At 62.4% G+C, this 20,671-nt stretch carries 14 protein-coding genes; 5 read left to right on the top strand and 9 right to left on the bottom strand.

Going from position 1 to position 20,671, the window contains the following annotated elements:
* Positions 1-39 precede the first annotated feature (39 nt).
* The 5 genes from V6607_RS18150 to V6607_RS18130 all read right to left on the bottom strand — a co-directional run bounded on the left by V6607_RS18150 (position 40) and on the right by V6607_RS18130 (position 10,224).
* Positions 40-4,230 (bottom strand): YncE family protein, encoded by a 4,191-nt coding sequence (locus tag V6607_RS18150; RefSeq protein ID WP_134326774.1) that lies wholly within the window; start codon positions 4,228-4,230, stop codon positions 40-42.
* Positions 4,231-4,355: 125 nt separating this feature from the next.
* The gene (locus tag V6607_RS18145; protein WP_134326773.1) at positions 4,356-5,195 is read right to left on the bottom strand and encodes an AraC family transcriptional regulator; all 840 of its coding nucleotides are present in this window, start codon (positions 5,193-5,195) and stop codon (positions 4,356-4,358) included.
* Positions 5,196-5,276: 81 nt separating this feature from the next.
* Positions 5,277-5,918, bottom strand: a complete 642-nt coding sequence (locus tag V6607_RS18140; protein WP_003214055.1) for a DUF1345 domain-containing protein — start codon at positions 5,916-5,918, stop codon at positions 5,277-5,279.
* A gap of 43 nt (positions 5,919-5,961) precedes the next feature.
* The gene (locus tag V6607_RS18135) at positions 5,962-9,054 is read right to left on the bottom strand and encodes an efflux RND transporter permease subunit (protein WP_003214052.1); all 3,093 of its coding nucleotides are present in this window, start codon (positions 9,052-9,054) and stop codon (positions 5,962-5,964) included.
* Between the two features lie 12 nt (positions 9,055-9,066).
* Positions 9,067-10,224: an efflux RND transporter periplasmic adaptor subunit gene (locus V6607_RS18130; RefSeq protein WP_102605815.1), complete on the bottom strand. Its 1,158-nt coding sequence runs from the start codon at positions 10,222-10,224 to the stop codon at positions 9,067-9,069.
* 305 nt (positions 10,225-10,529) lie between these two features.
* Between V6607_RS18130 and V6607_RS18125 the strand changes: the two genes are divergently transcribed.
* The 4 genes from V6607_RS18125 to nudC all read left to right on the top strand — a co-directional run bounded on the left by V6607_RS18125 (position 10,530) and on the right by nudC (position 14,406).
* Positions 10,530-11,231 (top strand): response regulator transcription factor, encoded by a 702-nt coding sequence (locus tag V6607_RS18125; RefSeq protein WP_008430287.1) that lies wholly within the window; start codon positions 10,530-10,532, stop codon positions 11,229-11,231.
* Positions 11,232-11,234: 3 nt separating this feature from the next.
* Positions 11,235-12,530: an ATP-binding protein gene (locus V6607_RS18120; protein WP_003214046.1), complete on the top strand. Its 1,296-nt coding sequence runs from the start codon at positions 11,235-11,237 to the stop codon at positions 12,528-12,530.
* A gap of 223 nt (positions 12,531-12,753) precedes the next feature.
* Complete coding sequence (locus tag V6607_RS18115; RefSeq protein ID WP_003208502.1) at positions 12,754-13,566, top strand: crotonase/enoyl-CoA hydratase family protein; 813 nt, start codon at positions 12,754-12,756, stop codon at positions 13,564-13,566.
* Between the two features lie 6 nt (positions 13,567-13,572).
* Positions 13,573-14,406: an NAD(+) diphosphatase gene (nudC, locus tag V6607_RS18110; RefSeq protein WP_134326772.1), complete on the top strand. Its 834-nt coding sequence runs from the start codon at positions 13,573-13,575 to the stop codon at positions 14,404-14,406.
* Here nudC and V6607_RS18105 read toward each other — a convergent pair.
* The 3 genes from V6607_RS18105 to V6607_RS18095 form a co-directional block, all read right to left on the bottom strand.
* Positions 14,374-15,153, bottom strand: coding sequence for a TSUP family transporter (locus tag V6607_RS18105; protein WP_102605805.1), 780 nt, complete (start codon positions 15,151-15,153; stop codon positions 14,374-14,376). The genes nudC and V6607_RS18105 overlap by 33 nt on opposite strands.
* A 195-nt stretch (positions 15,154-15,348) precedes the next feature.
* The gene (locus tag V6607_RS18100) at positions 15,349-16,065 is read right to left on the bottom strand and encodes a CDP-alcohol phosphatidyltransferase family protein (protein WP_003208507.1); all 717 of its coding nucleotides are present in this window, start codon (positions 16,063-16,065) and stop codon (positions 15,349-15,351) included.
* A gap of 148 nt (positions 16,066-16,213) precedes the next feature.
* Positions 16,214-17,140 carry a class I SAM-dependent methyltransferase gene (locus tag V6607_RS18095; RefSeq protein WP_134326771.1) on the bottom strand — a complete coding sequence of 309 codons (927 nt, stop codon included), beginning with the start codon at positions 17,138-17,140 and terminating at the stop codon, positions 16,214-16,216.
* A gap of 191 nt (positions 17,141-17,331) precedes the next feature.
* Here V6607_RS18095 and mdeB point away from each other — a divergent pair, with 191 nt between their 5' ends.
* Entirely contained in the window at positions 17,332-20,010 is a 2,679-nt protein-coding gene (gene mdeB, locus V6607_RS18090) for an alpha-ketoglutarate dehydrogenase (protein WP_134326770.1), read from the top strand.
* A 124-nt stretch (positions 20,011-20,134) separates the two neighbouring features.
* Here the strand turns inward: mdeB and V6607_RS18085 are convergent, their stop codons facing one another.
* Complete coding sequence (locus V6607_RS18085; protein ID WP_003208512.1) at positions 20,135-20,623, bottom strand: DUF1289 domain-containing protein; 489 nt, start codon at positions 20,621-20,623, stop codon at positions 20,135-20,137.
* Positions 20,624-20,671 lie beyond the last annotated feature (48 nt).

The raw sequence follows: 20,671 nt of genomic DNA, 5'->3' as shown, positions 1-20,671 counted from the left end.
TTTAGATGGACCTGTCCCGGTTATACCTCGGTTAGTTAATCAATAACGCATGACATAGAGTCCTTGCGAGTCACTGTCGGTGAAATAAGCTTTTGAACCGTTTGGTAGTACTGCAATATTGCCAGATCCAAACCCAATGTCCACGGGTACAGTCGCTATAAGCCTGTCCGTATTTGTGTCAAATATGTTGAAGACCCTGTACCCTGCCGTATAGACATGAGGAAGTACCGGGTTGACTGCAACCGACCTTCCCCATCCTACCCCAATCACGGTCACCAAACTGTTGGTGTTGGTGTTTATTATCACCAAGCCATCAGCTCTCGCCAAATAGAGGCGAGGGGTGTTGGTACTTAATGCCATGGGCCCAATCACTCCCTGAATGACAGTTACAACACTATTGTTTGCAGTATTGATAACAGTCGTATCAACCGCGTTGAAACCGCCGCCATAGGTCGTAAGATAGGCACGCGTATTATTAGGTGAGCGGGCGATGAAGTAAGACTGACCCGCTATTTGAGCTATCCGATTGCCGGTGGCGGCGTCGTAAGTATAAGCACCGGTCCTCGAAGTAACATATAGCCGAGTGCCTGCAGTATTGATCGCCAAGTCCTGTGCATTTTCGGTGGCATAGGTCGCAACTCTGGCAAAGGAGGTTGTACTGATTACCGCTATGCCGGTGTGGACCAGGTCCAGGTAGAGTCTTGATCCGTCCGGGTGAATTGCAAGGTGCCCACTGGACTGAATGTCATACGAAGCCGAGTGAATAATGGCGTCCGTTGCTGTGTCGATAACGTAAATCGCAGTTCTACCACCCGCGCCAACAGCGACATAAACGCGGCGCCCGTCAGGGCTGACGACGATCCCCCTTGATGAGTGAAGGAGGGTAGGAATAAATGTGACCTCCGCTAGCCATGTCACGGTATAGGTACTTTGCAGGAGCGGGATGGCTTTTGACTCATCGTCACTGCCGTCATACGTCACTTTGCAGGTCACCGTGAACGTAGTGTTTTTCCCCAGGCTTGCCAGCCAGCTGCGGGAGACAGCTTGGTTGGTGATGCCGTTGGCCGCTTGAGCAGCAGTAATGGCGTGTGCCCTCAGCACCGACAAAGGTTCTACACCTGCCGCCTCCAGCGTGATCCATACACGTTGACCTTGCTTGCTCAATTCCCATTTGGCTACAGAGGCGTGTGCATCCCCGGTGAACGCCTGGAGGTCCAGGGTTGTGCCGCTGTTCATGTTATTGATTCGCGGTTGTGGCGGTCTTCCCGCCGGGATCCTGGCCACTGTCAATACCTGCGTTTCTGAAGGCACCGGGCTGCCATTGATGGTGGCGACATAGCGCAACTCAATGGTTTTGCCGACGCTGTCTGCCAGCACTTCATTGGTAATGACGAAATCCACACGACCGCCGTCCAGGCCGTCCTTGGCGCCAATATCCGCAACACCGCCATCCGGGAAAATCCATTGCAACTGGATGGAATGGCTTGGATTCATGCCGCCATACGCCACCGTGACACTGGCGTTGTCTACGTGGTCCAGCGGCTGAATGGTCAGCGTTGCCCCGGGCTGGTCGTTGAACCGTGGGTGCGGCAGCACGGCGGGCAGGGTTTGCACACGGTGTTCACGCACGCCAAACAGCACGGCGGTGTTCTTGTCGGGGCTTTCTGCCAGGCTGACCCAGAAGCGGATGGTCAGGTGCGAGCCATCCATCAAGCGCTGCAGTTTGTCCACTGGCGCGGGTGGCGAGATACCGTTGGCGGCACCGTTTTCGGTGACCAGGTTGGCGGTGTAGGTGTCCTCGCGGTACGGGCTGCCGTCGGCAAACGTGCCCTCCCAACTCATCCACATAAACTGCCCGGCATCGATAAACGGCCAGACGGATACACGGGCGCGGGCCTGGTCATTGAGTTTCGACAGGTCGAGCAGGGTGCTGTCGCCAATGCCGTCGATCGTCGGTGTGGGCAGCCCGGTGAGGGGAAGCAGGTGCAGGTCGACAGTGTCCGAAGGGTACGGAAAGGCGCCACGGTTGAAGTGGTATTGCACGCTGATCTGGTTGCCACCGGGGCGAATACCCCTGGCGATGGTGCGCGCCGGGATGGTCACGAATACTTCGTTGGTGGACGGGTTGCCCAGGGTGTACTCGGTGGCACTGCCCAGCCCGTCGCGGCTCAACCAGTCGACCTTGATCTGGTCGGTGGCCTGCATCGGCCGGTATCTCACGATGACCTTGGCGCCGCTCAATGCTGCCAGGGGGTTGAGTGCGTCGGGGAACAGGGTGGCGCCGTCGATAACCGGACGGTCCAGTTGCACGCCGCGGCCCACGGTCAGGTTGAGCACCTCGGAGCGCAATACCAGGCGCGGCGGGCCGCTGCGTTCGAGGCTATAGGTAATGCGCAGGCTGCCATTATTGTTGTTGTCGAGGATCGCCCGGCTCACCGGGAAAACCAGGGGCTTGCCTGCCGTGCCGCCGTTGATGCGCACAACGCCACTGGCCGAGCCGTCAAGGCCGGAGCCGATGGCGTTCCAGTGGATCAGGTCACCTTCTTCGGTCTGCCCGTGCGGGGCGGGCAAGGTCAGGGGCAGGGTCAGCAGCAAGGTGGGCGTGGTCACATGGCTGGGGTCGATGTTGTTGCCCAGGGCGCCTTCCAGGTGTGCAGTCGGCATGTTGCCGATGCGTTCACCCACGTGGGCGAACAGCTCGCGGGACTTGCGAGTGGTCAATGCGTTGCCGTCCAGGACGTGGCCGGCGCCATCGTTGACCAGGTAATAAAATGCGATGTCGCCCACGCCTTCAAACTGTTTCAGGTGCTCTTTGCTGACGTAGCGCGTGCCGCCCTGGGCGCCCGCCAGTTGTTCTTCCACGTAGTCTTCGCCGCCGCCGCCAGGACGGATATGTTCGATCACCAGGGTTTCCAGCCAGTCCGGGTTGTGGGGTTCGTAGAAGGGGATCTGCACGGTGATGTCCTGATCGGGCTCGATCAGCCCCACCTCGATCGGTGCGACCGTCACTGCCGGCATCGCCACCGGCGTGCCCACCACGCTGACGGAGGTACTGCCGGATTGCTCCACGCGGCCGTCGTTTTTCAGCCACTGGAACGAGACCCGGAAGGACCCGCCCACCAGTTGTTCGATAATCTCCCGGTCGACGGTGACAAATTCAACGCTGAGGTTTCTGTCCACCACCGGGGCCAAGGGGAACACCTGGGTCGAACCGTCGCCCAGGGTACCGAACAACGTCACCGCCAATTGGTGCCGCGGCAGGGGCGCCGGGGTTTGCCGAGGCACCGTCACCAGCACTTCGAAGGTTGCCTCGCTCTGGGTATCGAAGTCGATCTGGGTCGCCTCTTCGCCATCCACCAGGAAGATCGGTGCAGAAAGCAGGTTTGGATCCAGCTCGCTGTCCAGGAAGTAGGGTTTGGAATACTGGTATTTATCCCCGGAGAAGTTTTGCACCACGTCCGAGACCCGAAACCGCAGGGTCAGCTTGCCGAAATGCCCCCCCTGCAAAATGATGTCCCTGGAGACAAAGACGCGAATCGGCCCTGAACCCGCGACTTCGGCCGGGCTGACGATATGCGTGACTAAAACCCCATCCCACGACAGCTCGATCTGGTCATTCTGGCGCAGGTTTTCATAGCGCTGGATCAGGCACCAGACCCCGCTGTTGGCATTATCTATATTAACGGTGGAGCCCTCAGGCAGGCCTTCCACCGTCATCACCAGGCCCGGGTGCCATTTGCTGCCGGGGTCGTTATCGCGGCCACCGGGGCGGGTGGTCTTGATCAGGATGGTTTGCAGCGGCGACGTACTCTCCTGGCCGCTGCCGGCCCGCACTACGCGGCCGTATATCTGGACGTCGCCTTCGGGGATGAATTCTTCGGGGACGAACAAGTCGTAACGGTCCCGGTCTTCAAGCGCAATATCGGCGGCGACTGCATTGACCAGGTCGTTGAGGTAGAGGGCGTAGAAGTCGTAATTGAAGTTGAACCAGCGTTCGAAGGTCCACTGGGCAAAGGGGCGCACGTGGCGGATGCCCAGGCCGTAGACCCCTCTTTCAGGATACAGCGTGGCATCCAGCGGGACCGACGGATAGGCTGACTTGGGCGGGTCGAGGTCTTCGACGCGGCGCGACGCCAGGCCTGACGATGGGTTATGCAGCACGAGGGCGTTGCCGGGCGGGTTGTTGTCGCCCAGCGGCGCATTATCCGGGGCTATGGGAAAATTGGGCATGGACAGGCTTCCTTGAATGAGGCGCGGCCCTGAGTGGCCGACTGCTGACAAGGAGATCAAACACCTATCGGGGGGCGTGGCGAACCTGTGAGAGTTGACAGTGCCGACGAGTGGTGGTGGCGCAGCTAGCGCTGAAAAACGCTTGAACACCGCTTGCGATACGCCGCCGGCGTCAGGCCATACGCCCTCACGAACCAGCGCCCCAGGTGACTCTGGTCGGCAAAGCCCAGGGCAATCGCTACGTCGGCGGGTTGCTTGCCGTTGGCCAGCCAATGCCGGGCGCGGGCCAGGCGCAGTTGCACCAGGTAGGCATGGGGTGGCAGGCCGAAGGCGCTCTTGAAGGCGCGGGTAAGGCGAAAGCGATCGACGCCGCAGGCCAGCGCCAGTTCATCCATGCCCACATCTTGCTGCAGGTGCGCATGCAGGTATTCCCGGGCCCTGTGCGCCACCCGTGGCAGGCGAGGGTCTTCATGGTAGCGGGTGCGCCAGTGCAGTTGCGCAGTGAGGCGTTCGAGCAGTTGGTCCATTGCCTGTTGCCGCACGATGCGCAGCTCACCTCCGTGCAAGGTCTGGAAGGCCCGGCTGGTGGCCAGGGCCAGGCGCTGGTCGCTGGCCAGGGTGCTGGCAAACCCCAGCTGGCTGTCGAGCGGCGCTTCTTCGAACACTGCGCTGACTTCCCGCGCCAACCACTGCGGGTCGAGGTAAAGCATGTGGTAGGTAAAACCGTCCGCCGTGGGCGCGTCGCCGTCGTGCAGCTCGCCGGGCTCCACCAGGAACACCTGGCCGGGCACGCTGTTATGGCGGGTGCGCCGGCAGTTGAACTGCTGCACACCTTGCTCCGTGACGCCCACCAGGTAGCTGTCGTGCCAGTGCGGGTCGTAGGCGTGGCCCTCGAAATGCGCGCGCAGGGTCTCGATGCCGGTGTCGGCGTCCTGAGCCAGGTCGATCCAGTTGTGGGCGGCCATAAAATACCTATGGGGTAAACACTGCAAGAGCGAACAAGCTCGCTCCTGCAGGGGCTTAGCGTCTAGAAGGTTTGTGCAGCCTCATCCAAACAATCCGGCGGCGATGTTGATCGAGAACCCCAGGATCGCCGTGTTGAACAGAAACCCGATCAACGATTGCCCCAGCACCACCTTGCGCATGGTACGCGTGGCAACCCCGACATCCGCCGTTTGCACCGCCACGCCGATGGTGAACGAGAAGTACAGGAAGTCCCAGTAATTGGGCGTGCGTAAATCCTCGGCAAAGCGCAGTGCCGGCTCGGGGCCGTCCCAGGTGTAATACAGGCGCGCATAGTGCACGCTGAAAATCACCCCGATCAGCAGCCATGAGCCAACCACCGTCAGGCCGGTAAAACCGTAGTGCAACAGGCGCTGGCTATCGCTCAGGTCCTTGGTGCCCACCAGGTTCAGGGTGATGGTCGCCAGGCTGGCAATCGCCGCGATGCACACCATGAACAACACCAGGCCGGCGTTCTCGTCCTCGATCTCGGCGATGCGTTTCACGTCGTCGGCCCGGGAATGGCTGGTGAGCCACAGCATCAGCACCAGGTAGGTCCAGACCCCGGCGTTCCAGCCGATGAGGATTTTGCTGATGATCGTGTCGGCGGGAGCCAGGAGCCCCACCGCCAGGCCCAGGACGGCGGCGGAGGACAGGCGAGGGTGGGTGCGTGCGAGGAAGGGCATGGCGCTCACAAATCAGGGATGTGTAAGCACCATAGCGCATTTATTACGTGTGGCGCTTGCGCACCAGCTTCATGACCACGACGAAGAACACCGGCACAAACACCACCGCCAGCGTCGCGGTAATCATGCCGCCGATCACCCCGGTACCGATGGCCTGCTGGCTGGCCGAGCTGGCGCCCGTGGCAATCGCCAACGGCACCACGCCGAGGATGAACGCCAGGGAGGTCATGATGATCGGCCGCAGGCGCAGGCGTGCGGCTTTCAACGTGGCGTCGATCAGGTCTTCACCCTGGTCATACAGGTCCTTGGCAAACTCGATGATCAGGATCGCGTTCTTCGCCGACAGCCCAATGATAGTAATCAGGCCGACCTTGAAGAACACATCGTTGGGCATCCCGCGCAAGCTTACGGCCAATACCGCGCCGAGCACGCCGAGGGGCACCACCAGCAGCACCGAGGTCGGAATCGACCAGCTCTCATACAGCGCCGCCAGGCACAGGAACACGATCAGCAGCGACAAACCGAGCAGCAGCGGGGCCTGGGAGCCGGACAAGCGCTCCTGCAACGACAGGCCGGTCCATTCCTGGCCCAGGCCGGCGGGCAGTTGGCTGACCAGGCGCTGGATTTCCTCCATCGCCTCGCCGGTACTGTGGCCCGGTGCCGATTCACCGGAAATCGCGATGGCCGGGTAGCCGTTGTAGCGGGTCAACTGGGCGGGGCCCTGAATCCAGCGCGCCTCGACGAAGGCCGACAGCGGCACCATCTTCCCGGCATTGTTGCGCACATGGATCTTCATCAGGTCGGCCACCTGGCTGCGCTGATCACCTTCGGCCTGCACCACCACCCGCTGCATGCGGCCCTGGTTGGGGAAGTCGTTGATATAGGCCGAACCGATGGCCGAGGACAGCACATTGCCGATATCGGCAAAGGAAATGCCCAGGGCATTGGCTTGCTTGCGGTCAACTTCCAGCTGTACCTGAGGTGCCTCGGCCAGGGCGCTTTCACGCACGTTGGCCAGGATCGGGCTTTTCTCGGCGGCGGCCAGCAGTTCGGTACGGGCCTCCATCAACGCGGCATGGCCGACGCCGCCACGGTCCTGCAGGCGGAACTCGAAACCACTGGAGGTGCCCAGGCCATCCACCGGCGGCGGCAGGATTGCATAGGCAATCGCGTCCTTCAGCTCACTGAAAGCCGCGTTGGCACGGTCCGCAATGGCCGCGGCGGAATCCTTGCTGCTGCGCTCCGACCAGTCCTTGAGCGTGGTAAACGCCAGCGCGGCGTTCTGCCCCGAACCGGAGAAGCTGAAACCCATGATCATCGTGGTATCGCCCACGCCCGGCTCGCCGGCGTTGTGTGCCTCGATCTGCTCGGCCACCTGCACCGTGCGGTTTTTGCTGGCACCCGGCGGCAGCTGGATATCGGTGATGGTGTAGCCCTGGTCTTCCACCGGCAGGAAGGACGAGGGCAGGCGGGCGAACAACACCCCAAGCCCCACCACCAGCACCAGATAGATCAACAGGTAACGCCCGCTGCGCTTGAGGGCGTAGGCCACCCAGCCTTCATAGCGGTCGGTGAACTGCTCGAAGCGCCGGTTGAACCAGCCGAAGAACCCGCCTTTCTCATGGTGCTCGCCCTTGGCAATCGGCTTGAGCAAGGTCGCGCACAGGGCTGGGGTCAAGGTCAGGGCGAGGAATGCCGAAAACAGGATCGAGGTGGCCATCGACAACGAGAACTGCTGATAGATCACGCCCACCGAACCCGGCATGAACGCCATCGGCAGGAACACCGCCACCAGCACCAGGGTGATACCGACAATCGCCCCGGTAATCTGGCCCATGGCCTTGCGGGTGGCCTCCTTGGGCGACAGGCCCTCGGTGACCATGATCCGCTCGACGTTCTCCACCACCACAATCGCATCGTCCACCAAAATGCCGATGGCCAATACCATGCCGAACATGGTCAGCACGTTGATCGAGAAACCCAGCAACAGCATCGTCGCAAAGGTGCCCATCAGCGCGATGGGCACTACCAGCGTCGGGATCAATGTGTAGCGGATGTTTTGCAGGAACAGGAACATCACCGCAAACACCAGCAACATCGCTTCGCCCAGGGTGTACACCACCTTGGTGATCGAGACCTTCACGAACGGCGAGGTGTCGTACGGAATTTTGTATTCGACGTTGGCCGGGAAGTAGCGCGCCAGTTCGTCCATCTTCGCCCGCACCAGGGTCGCGGTGCTCAAGGCGTTGGCGCCCGGTGACAGCTGCACGCTGACGGCGGTGGACGGCTTGCCGTTCAGGCGGGTGGAGAACTGGTATTCCTGGCTGCCGATTTCCACCCGCGCCACGTCACCGACGCGCACGGTGGAACCGTCCGGGTTGGCCTTGAGCACGATGTCGGCAAATTCGGCCGGGGTCGACAGTTGGCCTTTCACCAGGATCGACGCGGTGATTTCCTGGGTCTTGGTGCCCGGCAAATCGCCGATGCTGCCGGCCGACACTTGGGCGTTCTGCGCCGCAATCGCCGCGTTGACGTCGGCCGGGGTCAGGTTGAAGCCGATCAGCTTCTGCGGGTCGATCCAGATGCGCATTGCGCGTTCGGCGCCGTACAGCTGGGCCTTGCCCACACCGTCCAGGCGCTTGAGTTCGTTCATCACGTTGCGCGCCAGGTAATCGCTGAGCGCCACGTCATCGAGCTTGCCGTCACTGGAGGTCAGGGTCACCAGCAGCAGGAAGCCGGCGGAGACTTTCTCCACCTGCAAGCCTTGCTGCGTCACGGCTTGGGGCAGGCGCGGCTCCACCGCCTTGAGACGGTTTTGCACGTCAACCTGGGCCATCTCCGGGTCGGTGCCCGGCTGAAAGGTGGCGGTGATGGTGGCCGAACCGAGGCTGCTCTGGGATTCGAAATACAGCAGGTGATCGGCGCCGTTAAGCTCTTGCTCGATCAGGCTGACCACGCTTTCGTCCAGGGTTTGCGCGGAGGCACCCGGGTACACCGCATAGATCTCGACTTTCGGCGGCGCGACGTTGGGGTACTGCGCCACCGGCAACTGCGGGATGGCGAGGGCGCCGGCCAGCAGGATAAACAGGGCGACCACCCAGGCGAAGATCGGGCGGTCAATAAAGAACTGCGGCATGTTTAACGATCCTTATTGGCCGGATGCCTGGGCGATGGGCGCGGGGCTGTCGTCGACCTGGACTTTCTCGCCAGGGCGGGCGTGTTGCAGGCCTTCGACGACGATACGGTCACCGGCCTTCAGGCCGCGGGTCACCACCCAGCGGTCATTGACCACCGAACCCAGTTCTACCGGCTGCTGGCTCACGGTTTGCTCGGCGTCCAGCAGTAACACCATCGGGATCCCGGCGCTGTCGCGGGTGATCGCCCGTTGCGGCACGCTGATGCCTTGCTGGTCGACGGCTTGCTCCAGGCGCACGCGGATAAAGCTGCCGGGCAGCAGGTCGAGATCCGGGTTGGGGAACTCGCTGCGCAAGATGATCTGCCCGGTGCCCGGGTCGACGCTGATCTCGGCGAACAGCAACTTGCCCGGCAGCGGGTACAGGCTGCCGTCATCCTGGATCAGCGTGGCCTTGGCCTGGTCCTGGCCGACTTGCTTCAAGTGCCCGGCGCGAAAGGCCCGGCGCAGGTCGTTCAGCTCGCGGGTGGATTGGGTCAGGTCGGCGTGGATCGGGTCCAGTTGCTGGATCAGCGCCATCGGTGTGGCTTCGTTCTGGCCCACCAGCGCACCTTCGGTCACCAGCGCACGGCCAATCCGACCGGAAATCGGCGCAGTCACGGTGGCATAACCCAGGTTCAATTTGGCGCGCTGCACGGCGGCCTGGTTGGCGGCCACATCGGCGGCGGTTTGCCGGGCGGCGGCGCGGGCGTTGTCGTATTCCTGGCCGCTGATGGCGTTGCCTTCCACCAGTTGGCTGTAGCGCTGCTCTTGCAGGCGCGCCTGGAATGCATTGGCCTCGGCCTTGCGCAGGCTGGCCTGGGCGCTGTCGAGGTCGGCCTTGAACGGCGCCGGGTCAATCCGGAACAGCACATCGCCCTGTTTGACGTCATGGCCTTCCTGGAACACCCGTTGCAACACCACGCCGGCCACCCGGGCGCGCACTTCGGCGATGCGTGGCGCGGCAATCCGTCCGCTCAACTCGCTGGTGATGGACAGGGGCTTGGCTTCCAGGGTTTCGATCCGCACCTTGGCCAGCGGCGCCTCGGCGGCGTCGTCCGCCGACTTGCCACACGCGCTCAACGCCAGTGTCAGGGCCAACAGGCAAAACGGCGCAAACAGATTCTTCGACATGCTCATATCCCAATATTGACTGGCGCATCCTACGGGCGCCCCCGCCACAGTGCTGTGAAGCTCTGTAGGTGGTGTGTGAAGAAATGTAAGGTGCGACCCACAGATGCACGCGGGCGTATATCCTTCATAACCGCCGAACCTTACACGATCTTCCTGATACCGAAGATCAAATGTGGGAGCGGGCTTGCTCGCGAAGGCGGTGTGTCAGTCGCCGTGTGCGTTAACTGAAACACCGCTTTCGCGAGCAAGCCCGCTCCCACATTGGATTTGCGTACTACTCAGAAATTGTATTATTTGGAAATACCATGCCCAACATTCTTCTGGTGGAAGACGACGCCGCGCTCTCCGAATTGATCGCCAGTTACCTGGAACGCAACGGCTATCACGTCAGCGTGCTCAGCCGTGGCGACCACGTGCGTGAGCGTGCGCGACTCAACCCGCCGGACCTGGTGATCCTCGACCTGATGCTGCCGGGCCTTGACGGCCTGCAGGTGTGCCGGTTGCTGCGGGCCGACTCGGCCACGCTGCCGATCCTGATGCTCACCGCCCGCGACGACAGCCATGACCAGGTGTTGGGCCTGGAAATGGGCGCCGACGACTACGTCACCAAACCTTGCGAGCCGCGGGTATTGCTGGCGCGGGTGCGAACCTTGCTGCGCCGCAGCAGCCTCACCGAACCCCAGGTGGCCAACGACCAGATCCTGATGGGCAACCTGTGCATCGACCTGTCGGAACGTACCGTGACCTGGCGCGGCCAGCCGGTTGAGCTGTCCAGCGGGGAATACAACCTGCTGGTGGTGCTGGCCCGGCACGCCGGCGAAGTGCTCAGCCGCGACCAGATCCTGCAACGCCTGCGCGGCATCGAGTTCAACGGCACCGACCGTTCGGTGGACGTGGCGATTTCAAAGCTGCGGCGCAAGTTCGACGACCACGCGGGCGAGGCGCGCAAGATCAAGACGGTGTGGGGCAAGGGCTACCTGTTCAGCCGTTCCGAGTGGGAATGCTGAGCCATGTTTCGCGTCCTGATTCGGCTGTACCTGATCACCATCGTCACCTTCGCCGCCGCGATTTACCTGGTGCCCCGGGCGGTGATCCAGCTGTTTGAACACCGTTACATGAACTACAACATCGAGCAGTCCCGAGGCATGCAGAGCCTGATCGTCAAGGAGTATCGACGGGTGCCGATGGAGCAGTGGGCCAATGTCACCGTGCGACTGTCGGCGGATTTCGCGCCGCTGAAGGTGCAACTGCTGCGTATCCAGGACGCCAGCTACACCCCTGAAGAACAGCGCCTGCTGGAAAAAGACCAGATGGTGATTCGCCTGGGCGAGTGGGGCTGGGCGGACGACGTCAGCTCGGCCCTGGACGACCAGTTGGTGGTCAAGGTCTCGGTACCGCCGGACCCGCTGGACATGAACCTGCTGTACTGGAGCATGAACGTGCTGATCGGCGCGGCGCTGCTGGCATGCCTGCTGTTCTGGCTGCGGCCCCACTGGCGCGACCTGGAGCGCCTGAAAAGCACCGCCGCGCAACTCGGCCAGGGCAACCTTGCGGCCCGCACAAAAATCCCGCCCAGCTCCAACATCGGCAGCCTGGCGGCGGTGTTCGACACCATGGCCAACGACATCGAACAGCTGCTCAACCAGCAACGCGACTTGCTCAATGCCGTCTCCCATGAACTGCGTACGCCGCTGACGCGCCTGGACTTCGGCCTGGCCCTGGCGCTGTCCGACGACCTCCCGGCGGCCAGCCGTGAGCGGCTGCAAGGGTTGGTGGCGCACATTCGCGAGCTGGATGAGCTGGTGCTGGAGCTGCTCTCCTACAGCCGTTTGCAAAACCCGGCGCAAACACCCGAGCGGGTGGAAGTGGTGCTGGATGAGTTCATCGACAGCATCCTGGGCAGCGTCGACGACGAACTGGAAAACCCCGATATCGTGATGGACGTGGTGCTGGACTGCGCCGTGGAACGCTTCACCCTGGACCCGCGCCTGACCGCCCGGGCCCTGCAAAACCTGCTGCGCAACGCCATGCGGTATTGCGAGCGGCGAATTCAGGTGGGGGTGAAGGTGTGTCCCAGGGGGTGCGAGATTTGCGTGGATGATGACGGTATTGGCATTCCGGTTGACCAGCGGGAGCGGATTTTCGAGCCGTTCTACCGGCTGGATCGCAGCCGGGATCGAGCCACTGGCGGTTTTGGCCTGGGATTGGCCATCAGCCGGCGGGCGCTGGAGGCGCAGGGCGGAACATTGACGGCCCAGGCTTCGCCATTGGGTGGTGCACGCTTCCGCCTCTGGCTGCCGAGTTAAAGAACACCACAAAACCATTGTGGGAGCTGGCTTGCCTGCGATGGCGGTGGGTCAGCTTGCATCTTTGCTAACTGATACACCGCCATCGCAGGCAAGCCAGCTCCCACATTTGATCTTCATCGTTCTTCAGTCCCGAATTTGGCGTTTGCACAGCCTTACCACCTCACGCGGTGCCTTGTTATAGTTCGGCCCCTATTCCAGCCGCCAGTCAAGGATCACTGCCATGTCCGAATACCAAGCCTTTGTCGTCGAACTCAGCGGCAACGTCGCCCATGTGCAGCTCAATCGCCCGGAAAAGATCAACGCGATGAACGCGGCGTTCTGGACCGAGATCATCGACATCTTCCAATGGGTCGAAGACACCGACGCGGTGCGTGCCGTGGTCATCAGCGGCGCCGGCAAGCATTTCTCCTCCGGCATCGACCTGATGATGCTGGCCTCGGTGGCCAATGACTTCGGCAAGGACGTGGGCCGCAACGCGCGTCTGCTGCGGCGCAAGATCCTCGAACTGCAAGCCTCCTTCAACGCCGTCGACAACTGCCGCAAGCCGGTACTCGCGGCGATCCATGGCTACTGCATCGGCGGCGCCATCGACCTGATCAGCGCCTGTGACATGCGCTACGCCGCCGAAGATGCGCAATTCTCCATCAAGGAAATCGACATCGGCATGGCCGCCGACGTCGGCACCCTGCAACGCCTGCCGCGCATTGTCGGCGACGGCATGCTCCGTGAGCTGGCCTACACCGGCCGCCAGTTCGGTGCCGAAGAGGCCCGCAGCATCGGCCTGGTGAATCGGGTGTACAGCGATCACCAGAGCCTGCTGGCCGGCGTGCTGGAAATCGCCCGGGAAATCGCCGCCAAATCGCCGATCGCGGTCACCGGCACCAAGGCGATGATCAGCTACATGCGTGACCACACGATCAATGACGGTTTGGAATACGTTGCCACCTGGAACTCAGCTATGTTGCAATCCAACGACCTGCGCGTGGCCATCGCGGCCCATATGAGCAAGCAGAAACCCGACTTCGTGGATTGACTGAACATGACCCCAGGCTGGATTACCACAACGCTGCTGGACAACGACGCCCCGGGCGGCTGGGCCGTGGCCCGCAGCCGTGAAGGCTTTTTACACGACCAGAACGGCCCGCTGTTTCCCCGGGAGTGGCTCAAGCGCCAGGACCTCTCGGTGTTCGCCGAGCATGGCATCGGTCACCTGGACGGCGAGCCGGTGTACCTGCTGGAACTCAACAGCCCCGCCGACGTGCCGGGCTGCGGCTGGCAGGGCCTGCGGGCATTCATGCTGCAGGGCGATCACACGCTGTACAAAGTCCTGGGCTACGCCGCGCAAATCGGCACCTGGGCCCGGGAGCATCGTTTTTGCGGCAGTTGCGGCCAGGCGATGGTGCAGGTGCCACGGGAGCGGGCGATGTTCTGCCAGGCCTGTGACCTGCGCAGCTACCCGCGGATCTCGCCGAGCATGATCGTGTTGGTGACCCGTGGCGACGAGATCCTGCTGGCCCGTTCGCCGCGCTTTGTCACGGGTGTCTACAGTACCCTGGCGGGGTTTGCCGAGCCGGGCGAGTCGGCCGAGGACTGCCTGATTCGCGAAGTGCGTGAAGAAGTGCAGGTGGAGGTCAAGAACATCCAGTACATGGGCAGCCAGTGCTGGCCGTTCCCGCACTCGATGATGCTGGGCTTTCACGCCGAGTACGCCGGCGGCGACATCGTGCCCCAGGCTGACGAGATCGAAGACGCGCAGTGGTTCAACATCCATGAACTGCCGCCGTTGCCGGCGTCGCGCTCGATTGCGCGCTACCTGATCGACCTCTACCTGGCTCGTCGCCTAGGCCGCGCTGAACCAGTGCTGCCAGGCTAGGCGCACCGTCAGGCCGAGCACCACGGTGATGAACACCGGGCGAATGAACTTGGCGCCGCCGCTGATGGCGCTGCGTGCGCCAAAAAACGCGCCGCACATCACCGACACGCCCATGCACAGGCCGACAATCCAGTCTACCGAGCCATTGAAAATGAACACCGTCAGCGCCGCCGCGTTGCTGACGAAGTTCATGCTGCGCGCCACGCCGCTGGCCTTTACCAGGTCGATGGGGTGCAACAGCATGGTACTCACGGTCCAGAAGGCCCCGGTGCCCGGGCCGGCGACGCCGTCGTAGAAACCCAGGCCAAAGCCCTGGGTGGACTGCCATTTCTTCTTGATCGGTGCGTCGTTGTCCAGCGCCGCCTTGGGCGTGCCGCCGAACAGCAAATACAAACCGCAGCCGAACACAATCACCGGGAGCATCTTGTTCAGGGTTTCTGCCGGCAGGTAATGGGCCACGACCGCGCCGGTGAGTGCACCGACCAGGGTGCCGACGATGGCGTGCACCCACTGGCGCGGATGAAACAGCTTGCGCCGGTAGAAGGTAAAGCTGGCAGTGGCCGAGCCGAAGGTGGAACTGAGCTTGTTGGTGCCCAGCACCAGGTGGGGCGGCATGCCGGCGGTCAGCAGGGCGGGCGTGGTGAGCAGGCCGCCACCGCCGGCGATGGCGTCGATGAAACCGGCGATAAAGGCAACCACGGCGAGGATCGCCAGGGTGGTGAGGTCAACGCTGAGTTCGAAAGGCATGGGCAAGACTTAGTCGGCAGGGCGCAGCAAGGGCTGCGCGAAAGGCCGGTATCTTACCCATAACCCTGGGTCGAGGCGATCCAAATGTGGGAGCGGGCTTGCTCGCGAATGCGCAGTGTCAGTCACCGGATAGAGTGGCTGATCCACCGCATTCGCGAGCAAGCCCGCTCCCACATTTCAACCGTGCCCGCTTGGCTATTTATGTGTTTCGACCCACTCCAGTGCGGTCCGCCAGATGCAGATCCCCAGGAAGTACGCCGACATCAGCAACCACAGGCCCAGGGTCAGGCGATTGGTGTACGGGAAGTCGATCACCAGCAGCAGGCTGCACAGCAACCAGATGGTGGTCACGGCAATATTGATCGGCATGAAGCGCTTGACCCGGAACGGGTGCAGGAACTTCATCGGCGTCACGGTCAGCAACGCCAGGCCGATCACGGTGAGCAAGGTGACCCAGGCTTCCGGCTGGATGATATAGACGCACAGCGCCACCACGTTCCATGCGGCGGGGAAGCCGACGAAGTAGTTGTCCTTGCTCTTCATGTTGACGTTGCAGAAGCAGAACAGCGACGACACCAGAATCACCGACACCGTAAACAACGGGGTGAAGTCCGGCAGGGCGATATAGCGATAGATAAACAGCGCCGGAATAAACACGTACGTCAGGTAATCAATCACCAGGTCCAATACCGAGCCATCGAAGCTTGGCAGCACTGTTTGCACATTCACCCGTCGCGCGAGAGAGCCGTCGACCCCATCGACGATCAAGGCCAGGCCCAGCCACAGCAGGCAAGCCTTGGGCTGGTTGTCGAGCAGTGCCAGGGTGGCCAGGAAGGCCAGCACCACGCCGGTGGCGGTAAAACCATGGGCGCCCCAGGCCTTGAGACGGGCTACATGCAGGGTCGATATCACAGGGGCGTTCTCCAAAAGGTGAAACAGGGCAGCCGACGGGGTAGCACCGTCGAATCTGGCCAGAGTGTGCAGGTATCGACCGGGAAGGGTGGGATAAGGTTCACCACCCGGCGTAGGTTAAGCGTAGCAAGCGCAGGACGTTTCGGCATCAGCCTTGGCGAAACACCAGTGCCTTTAATCCGCTTTGCGGGTCGATATCGGGGAATTCCGGCGGGTTTTCCAGCCGCTGGTCAAAGCGCAGGCCAGGCGCTTCGCGGGTTACGCCGTCGATCAGGAAGTCTTCGCCGAACGCCGGGTCGTTCATGCACGCCAGCACCGTACCCTGGGCCGTGAGCAAATCCGGCAGGCGACGCAGCACCCGCTGGTAGTCCTTGGTCAAAAGGAAACTGCCTTTCTGGAACGAGGGCGGGTCGATGATCACCAGGTCGTACGGGCCGCTGTTGGTGACCTTGGCCCAGGACTTGAACAGGTCGTGGCCGAGGAACGTCACCTTGCTCAGGTCGTGGCCGTTCAGGCGGTGATTGTCACGACCACGGCTCAAGGCGCCTCGGGCCATGTCCAGGTTCACCACATGCTCGGCGCCGCCTTCGATGGCCGCCACGGAGAAACCACAGGTGTAGGCGAACAGGTTCAGCACCCGCAGGCCATGAGCCTGTTCGCGTACCCAGTTGCGGCCGTAACGCATGTCGAGGAACAGCCCACTGTTCTGCTTTTTGCCCAGGTCGATCAGGTAGCGCAGGCCGCCTTCGGTGATGGTCAGTTCGTCGACCACCTCGCCCAGCAGCCATTCGGTGGTGCTTTGCGGCAGGTAGCGGTGTTGCAGCGCCACGGTATGGGCGCCGAATGACCGCCAGTCGATCTGCATCAGCACCTGCTTCAAGGCCTCAAGCTCCGTGGCTTCTGGCTCCTTGAACAGCGAGACCAGCACCACGCCTTGCAGCCAGTCCACCGTCAGTTGCTCCAGGCCCGGCCAGCAGCGGCCACGCCCGTGAAACAGGCGCCGGGTCTCGGCGGGGACGGTTTGCAGGGCATTCAGCAAATGGGTGTGCAGGGTGGCGAGTGCGTCTGGGTTCATCGGGCAACGTCGGTCATTGAGCGGGCGGCATTTTAAACACAATTGCGGGGTGTTCGGGAGTTGAAGCACAACGTGCTTTGAATTTGCTGATTGGCAGTGATTTATGCTCAAAAGTCCCCGAGAGGCGGCGCACAACAGTCAAAAAATCCCTTGGCACCGACATAAACTGGAAAAAAAGCCCGGAGGTGCCCATGAACGGTTTCGCGAGTGCAGTGAGTCAGACAGCGATGGACCAGGAAGAACTGGCCGAATGGCGCGATGCCCTGGCCTCCCTGGTGGCCAACGCCGGCGCGGCGCGCGCACGGGAGATCCTCGACATGCTGGCGGATGCCGGCGGCGCGCCGCACATCGCCTGGAAACCCCGGCATGGCACGCCCTACATCAATAGCATCGCCGTGGAGCAGCAACCGCCGTTTCCCGGCGACCTGGCCACCGAAGAACGCTTGGCCTCAGTGGTGCGCTGGAACGCCCTGGCCATGGTAGTGCGCGCCAACCAGGCCTATGGCGAACTGGGCGGGCATATCGCCAGCTACGCCAGCGCGGCGGATTTGTTCGAGGTGGGCTTCAACCACTTTTTCCGTGCCCGCAACGACAGTTTTGGCGGCGACCTGGTGTTCTACCAGCCGCATTCCGCCCCCGGCATCTATGCTCGCGCCTTCCTTGAAGGGCGCCTGAGCGAGGCCGACCTGGCCCACTATCGCCAGGAAATCGGTGCCGGCAAGGCGGGCGCCCGAGGTTTGTCCAGCTATCCCCATCCGTGGTTGATGCCGGACTTCTGGCAATTTCCCACCGGGTCCATGGGCATTGGCCCCATCAGCTCGATTTTCCAGGCGCGGTTCATGCGCTACCTGCAACACCGCGGCTTGCAGGACACCACCGACCGCCACGTATGGGGCGTATTCGGCGACGGCGAGATGGACGAACCGGAAAGCATGTCGGCCCTGACCCTGGCCGCCCGTGAAGGCCTGGACAACCTGACCTGGGTGGTCAACTGCAACCTGCAACGGCTCGACGGCCCGGTGCGTGGCAACGGGCGAATTATCGACGAGCTGGAGGCGTTGTTCGCCGGTGCCGGCTGGAACGTGATCAAGCTGGTCTGGGGCTCGGACTGGGACGCCTTGCTGGCCAAGGACACCGACGGCGAGCTGGCGCGCACCCTGTCGCAGACGGTGGATGGACAATTCCAGACCTTCGCCGCCAAGGACGGCGCCTACAACCGCGAACATTTCTTCGGCCAGAGCGAGGCGCTGTCCAAACTGGTCGAGGGCCTGAGCGACGAGCAGATCGACCGGCTCAAGCGTGGCGGCCATGACATGGTCAAGATCCACGCGGCCTATCACGCGGCGCGCCGGGTCGCCGGCAAACCCACGGTGATCCTGGCCCAGACCAAAAAGGGCTTTGGCATGGGCGAGGCCGGGCAGGGCAAGATGACCACCCACCAGCAGAAGAAGCTCGACCGCGAGGCCTTGATCGCCTTCCGCAATCGCTTCCAGTTGCCGCTGTCGGATGAACAGGCCGAATCCCTGAGCTTCTACAAACCGGCTGAAGACAGCCTCGAAATGCGTTACCTGCACCAGCGCCGCGCCACCCTCGGCGGGTATGTGCCGAGCCGTGGCCAGCAGGCGCCCACCGTGAGTGTCCCGCCGGTGTCGGGCTACGGCGCGTTTGCCACCCAGGCGGAGGGCAAGGAAATGTCCACCACCATGGCCTTTGTGCGCATGCTCACCAATCTGCTCAAGGACAAGGCCCTCGGCCCGCGCATCGTGCCCATCGTCGCCGATGAGGCGCGCACCTTCGGCATGGCCAACCTGTTCAAGCAGATCGGCATCTATTCCAGCGTCGGCCAGCGCTACGAGCCCGAAGACATCGGCTCGATCCTCAGCTACCGCGAAGCCACCGACGGGCAGATCCTTGAAGAAGGCATCAGCGAAGCCAGCGCCATCAGTTCCTGGGTCGCGGCGGCCACCAGTTATTCGGTGCATGGCCTGCGGATGCTGCCGTTTTACATCTACTACTCGATGTTCGGTTTCCAGCGCGTGGGTGACCTGATCTGGGCCGCCGCCGACCAGCGTGCCCGAGGTTTTCTGCTGGGCGCCACTGCCGGGCGCACCACCCTGGGTGGCGAAGGCTTGCAGCACCAGGACGGCAGCAGCCACCTGATGGCCGCCACCGTGCCCAATTGCCGTGCCTACGACCCGGCGTTTGCCGGCGAGTTTGCGGTGATCCTCGACCATGGCATGCGCCAGATGCTGGAGCACGATGTGGACGAGTTCTACTACGTGACCCTGATGAACGAAAACTACCCGCAGCCGAGCCTGCCGGAAGGCGTCGAAGCGGCGATCATCAAAGGCATGTACCGTCTGAGCGGGCAGCCTGGCGGCATGGTCCGGTTGCTCGGCTCCGGCACGCTGGTGCGCGAAGCCCAGGCAGCGGCGCAATTGTTGGCGGAGGATTGGCAGGTTGACGCTGAAGTGTTCAGTGTCACCAGCTTCAGCGAACTGGCCCGGGACGCCCGTGACGTGGAACGCTGGAACCGCCTGCATCCGCAACAGCCGGCGCGGCGCAGCCACCTGGCGGAGTGTTTGCCCAAGGGCGCGCCGGTGGTGGCGGTATCTGACTATGTAAGGGCGGTGCCGCAGATGCTTGGGTCGTACGTGGATTCGGCTTACACCGTGCTGGGGACGGATGGCTTTGGTCGCAGCGATACCCGGGCGGCGTTGCGGGATTTCTTCGAGGTGGACCGCCATCACATCGTGCTGGCGGCGCTGACGGCGTTGGTGGAGCAGGGGAGTCTGGACAGGCAGGTTTGCCAGCAGGCGATAGAGCGTTATGGGGTGCAGACCGATCGCGAGCCGTCCTGGACCTCCTGAGCGACAAAGATCTAAATGTGGGAGCGGGCTTGCTCGCGAATGCGGTGTGTCAGTCAATATATCCGGCAACTGATACACCGCTTTCGCGAGCAAGCCCGCTCCCACACTGGTTCTGTGTGGTTGTCTAAATACTGGCTATCAACGGCGCCCCAAACGATTCCCGCAGAAACCCCGGCGCGATATACCGCTCGTAATGCGCCTCGGACAACAGGAAAAACTCCCGGTCAATCGCATCCCGCAAATCTGCCAGATTGCGCTCGCGAAACTCCGGCAACAGCGCCAACCCATACGCATCCAGCTTCGAAATCACCCGCGCGCCCCGGGCAATCAACTGGTACGCCCAGCAATACGGCGACTGGTGGGGCACAAAGCGGATCTTGCGATCTTCCAGTTGCTGGCGCAGGCGCTGCGGGTCCAGTACCTGCAGCTTGCTGGTCATCACCTGCACCAGCAGTTGTTCCAGGCGCAGCCACACCGCCTGTTTCTCCTCGGCGTTGTAGCCGTTCCACTGAATCACTTCATGGTGATAACGCTTGCAACCCCGGCACACCAGGTCTCCGTAGACGGTGGAGCACAGGCCGACGCAGGGTGTCTTGATGGTTTGATTGGGCATAAAAAAACATCGACAGGTGAAACAACACGGCCCCCGAAGGGGCCGCTT

Source organism: Pseudomonas sp. KK18, assembly GCF_037094675.1.
Lineage (GTDB): Bacteria > Pseudomonadota > Gammaproteobacteria > Pseudomonadales > Pseudomonadaceae > Aquipseudomonas.
The sequence above is the reverse complement of the archived record's forward strand: the minus strand, read 5'-3'. Positions and strand labels throughout refer to the sequence as shown.

Excerpts from the sequence above, each read along its gene's own strand:
- V6607_RS18145 (WP_134326773.1), bottom strand. The coding sequence starts at position 5,195 with ATGGCCGCCCACAACTGGATCGACCTGGCTCAGGACGCCGACACCGGC.
- V6607_RS18140 (WP_003214055.1), bottom strand. The coding sequence starts at position 5,918 with ATGCCCTTCCTCGCACGCACCCACCCTCGCCTGTCCTCCGCCGCCGTC.
- V6607_RS18135 (WP_003214052.1), bottom strand. The coding sequence starts at position 9,054 with ATGCCGCAGTTCTTTATTGACCGCCCGATCTTCGCCTGGGTGGTCGCC.
- nudC (WP_134326772.1), top strand. The coding sequence starts at position 13,573 with ATGACCCCAGGCTGGATTACCACAACGCTGCTGGACAACGACGCCCCG.
- V6607_RS18120 (WP_003214046.1), top strand. The coding sequence starts at position 11,235 with ATGTTTCGCGTCCTGATTCGGCTGTACCTGATCACCATCGTCACCTTC.
- V6607_RS18085 (WP_003208512.1), bottom strand. The coding sequence starts at position 20,623 with ATGCCCAATCAAACCATCAAGACACCCTGCGTCGGCCTGTGCTCCACC.
- mdeB (WP_134326770.1), top strand. The coding sequence starts at position 17,332 with ATGAACGGTTTCGCGAGTGCAGTGAGTCAGACAGCGATGGACCAGGAA.
- V6607_RS18150 (WP_134326774.1), bottom strand. The coding sequence starts at position 4,230 with ATGCCCAATTTTCCCATAGCCCCGGATAATGCGCCGCTGGGCGACAAC.
- V6607_RS18105 (WP_102605805.1), bottom strand. The coding sequence starts at position 15,153 with ATGCCTTTCGAACTCAGCGTTGACCTCACCACCCTGGCGATCCTCGCC.
- V6607_RS18115 (WP_003208502.1), top strand. The coding sequence starts at position 12,754 with ATGTCCGAATACCAAGCCTTTGTCGTCGAACTCAGCGGCAACGTCGCC.
- V6607_RS18130 (WP_102605815.1), bottom strand. The coding sequence starts at position 10,224 with ATGTCGAAGAATCTGTTTGCGCCGTTTTGCCTGTTGGCCCTGACACTG.
- V6607_RS18125 (WP_008430287.1), top strand. The coding sequence starts at position 10,530 with ATGCCCAACATTCTTCTGGTGGAAGACGACGCCGCGCTCTCCGAATTG.
- V6607_RS18095 (WP_134326771.1), bottom strand. The coding sequence starts at position 17,140 with ATGAACCCAGACGCACTCGCCACCCTGCACACCCATTTGCTGAATGCC.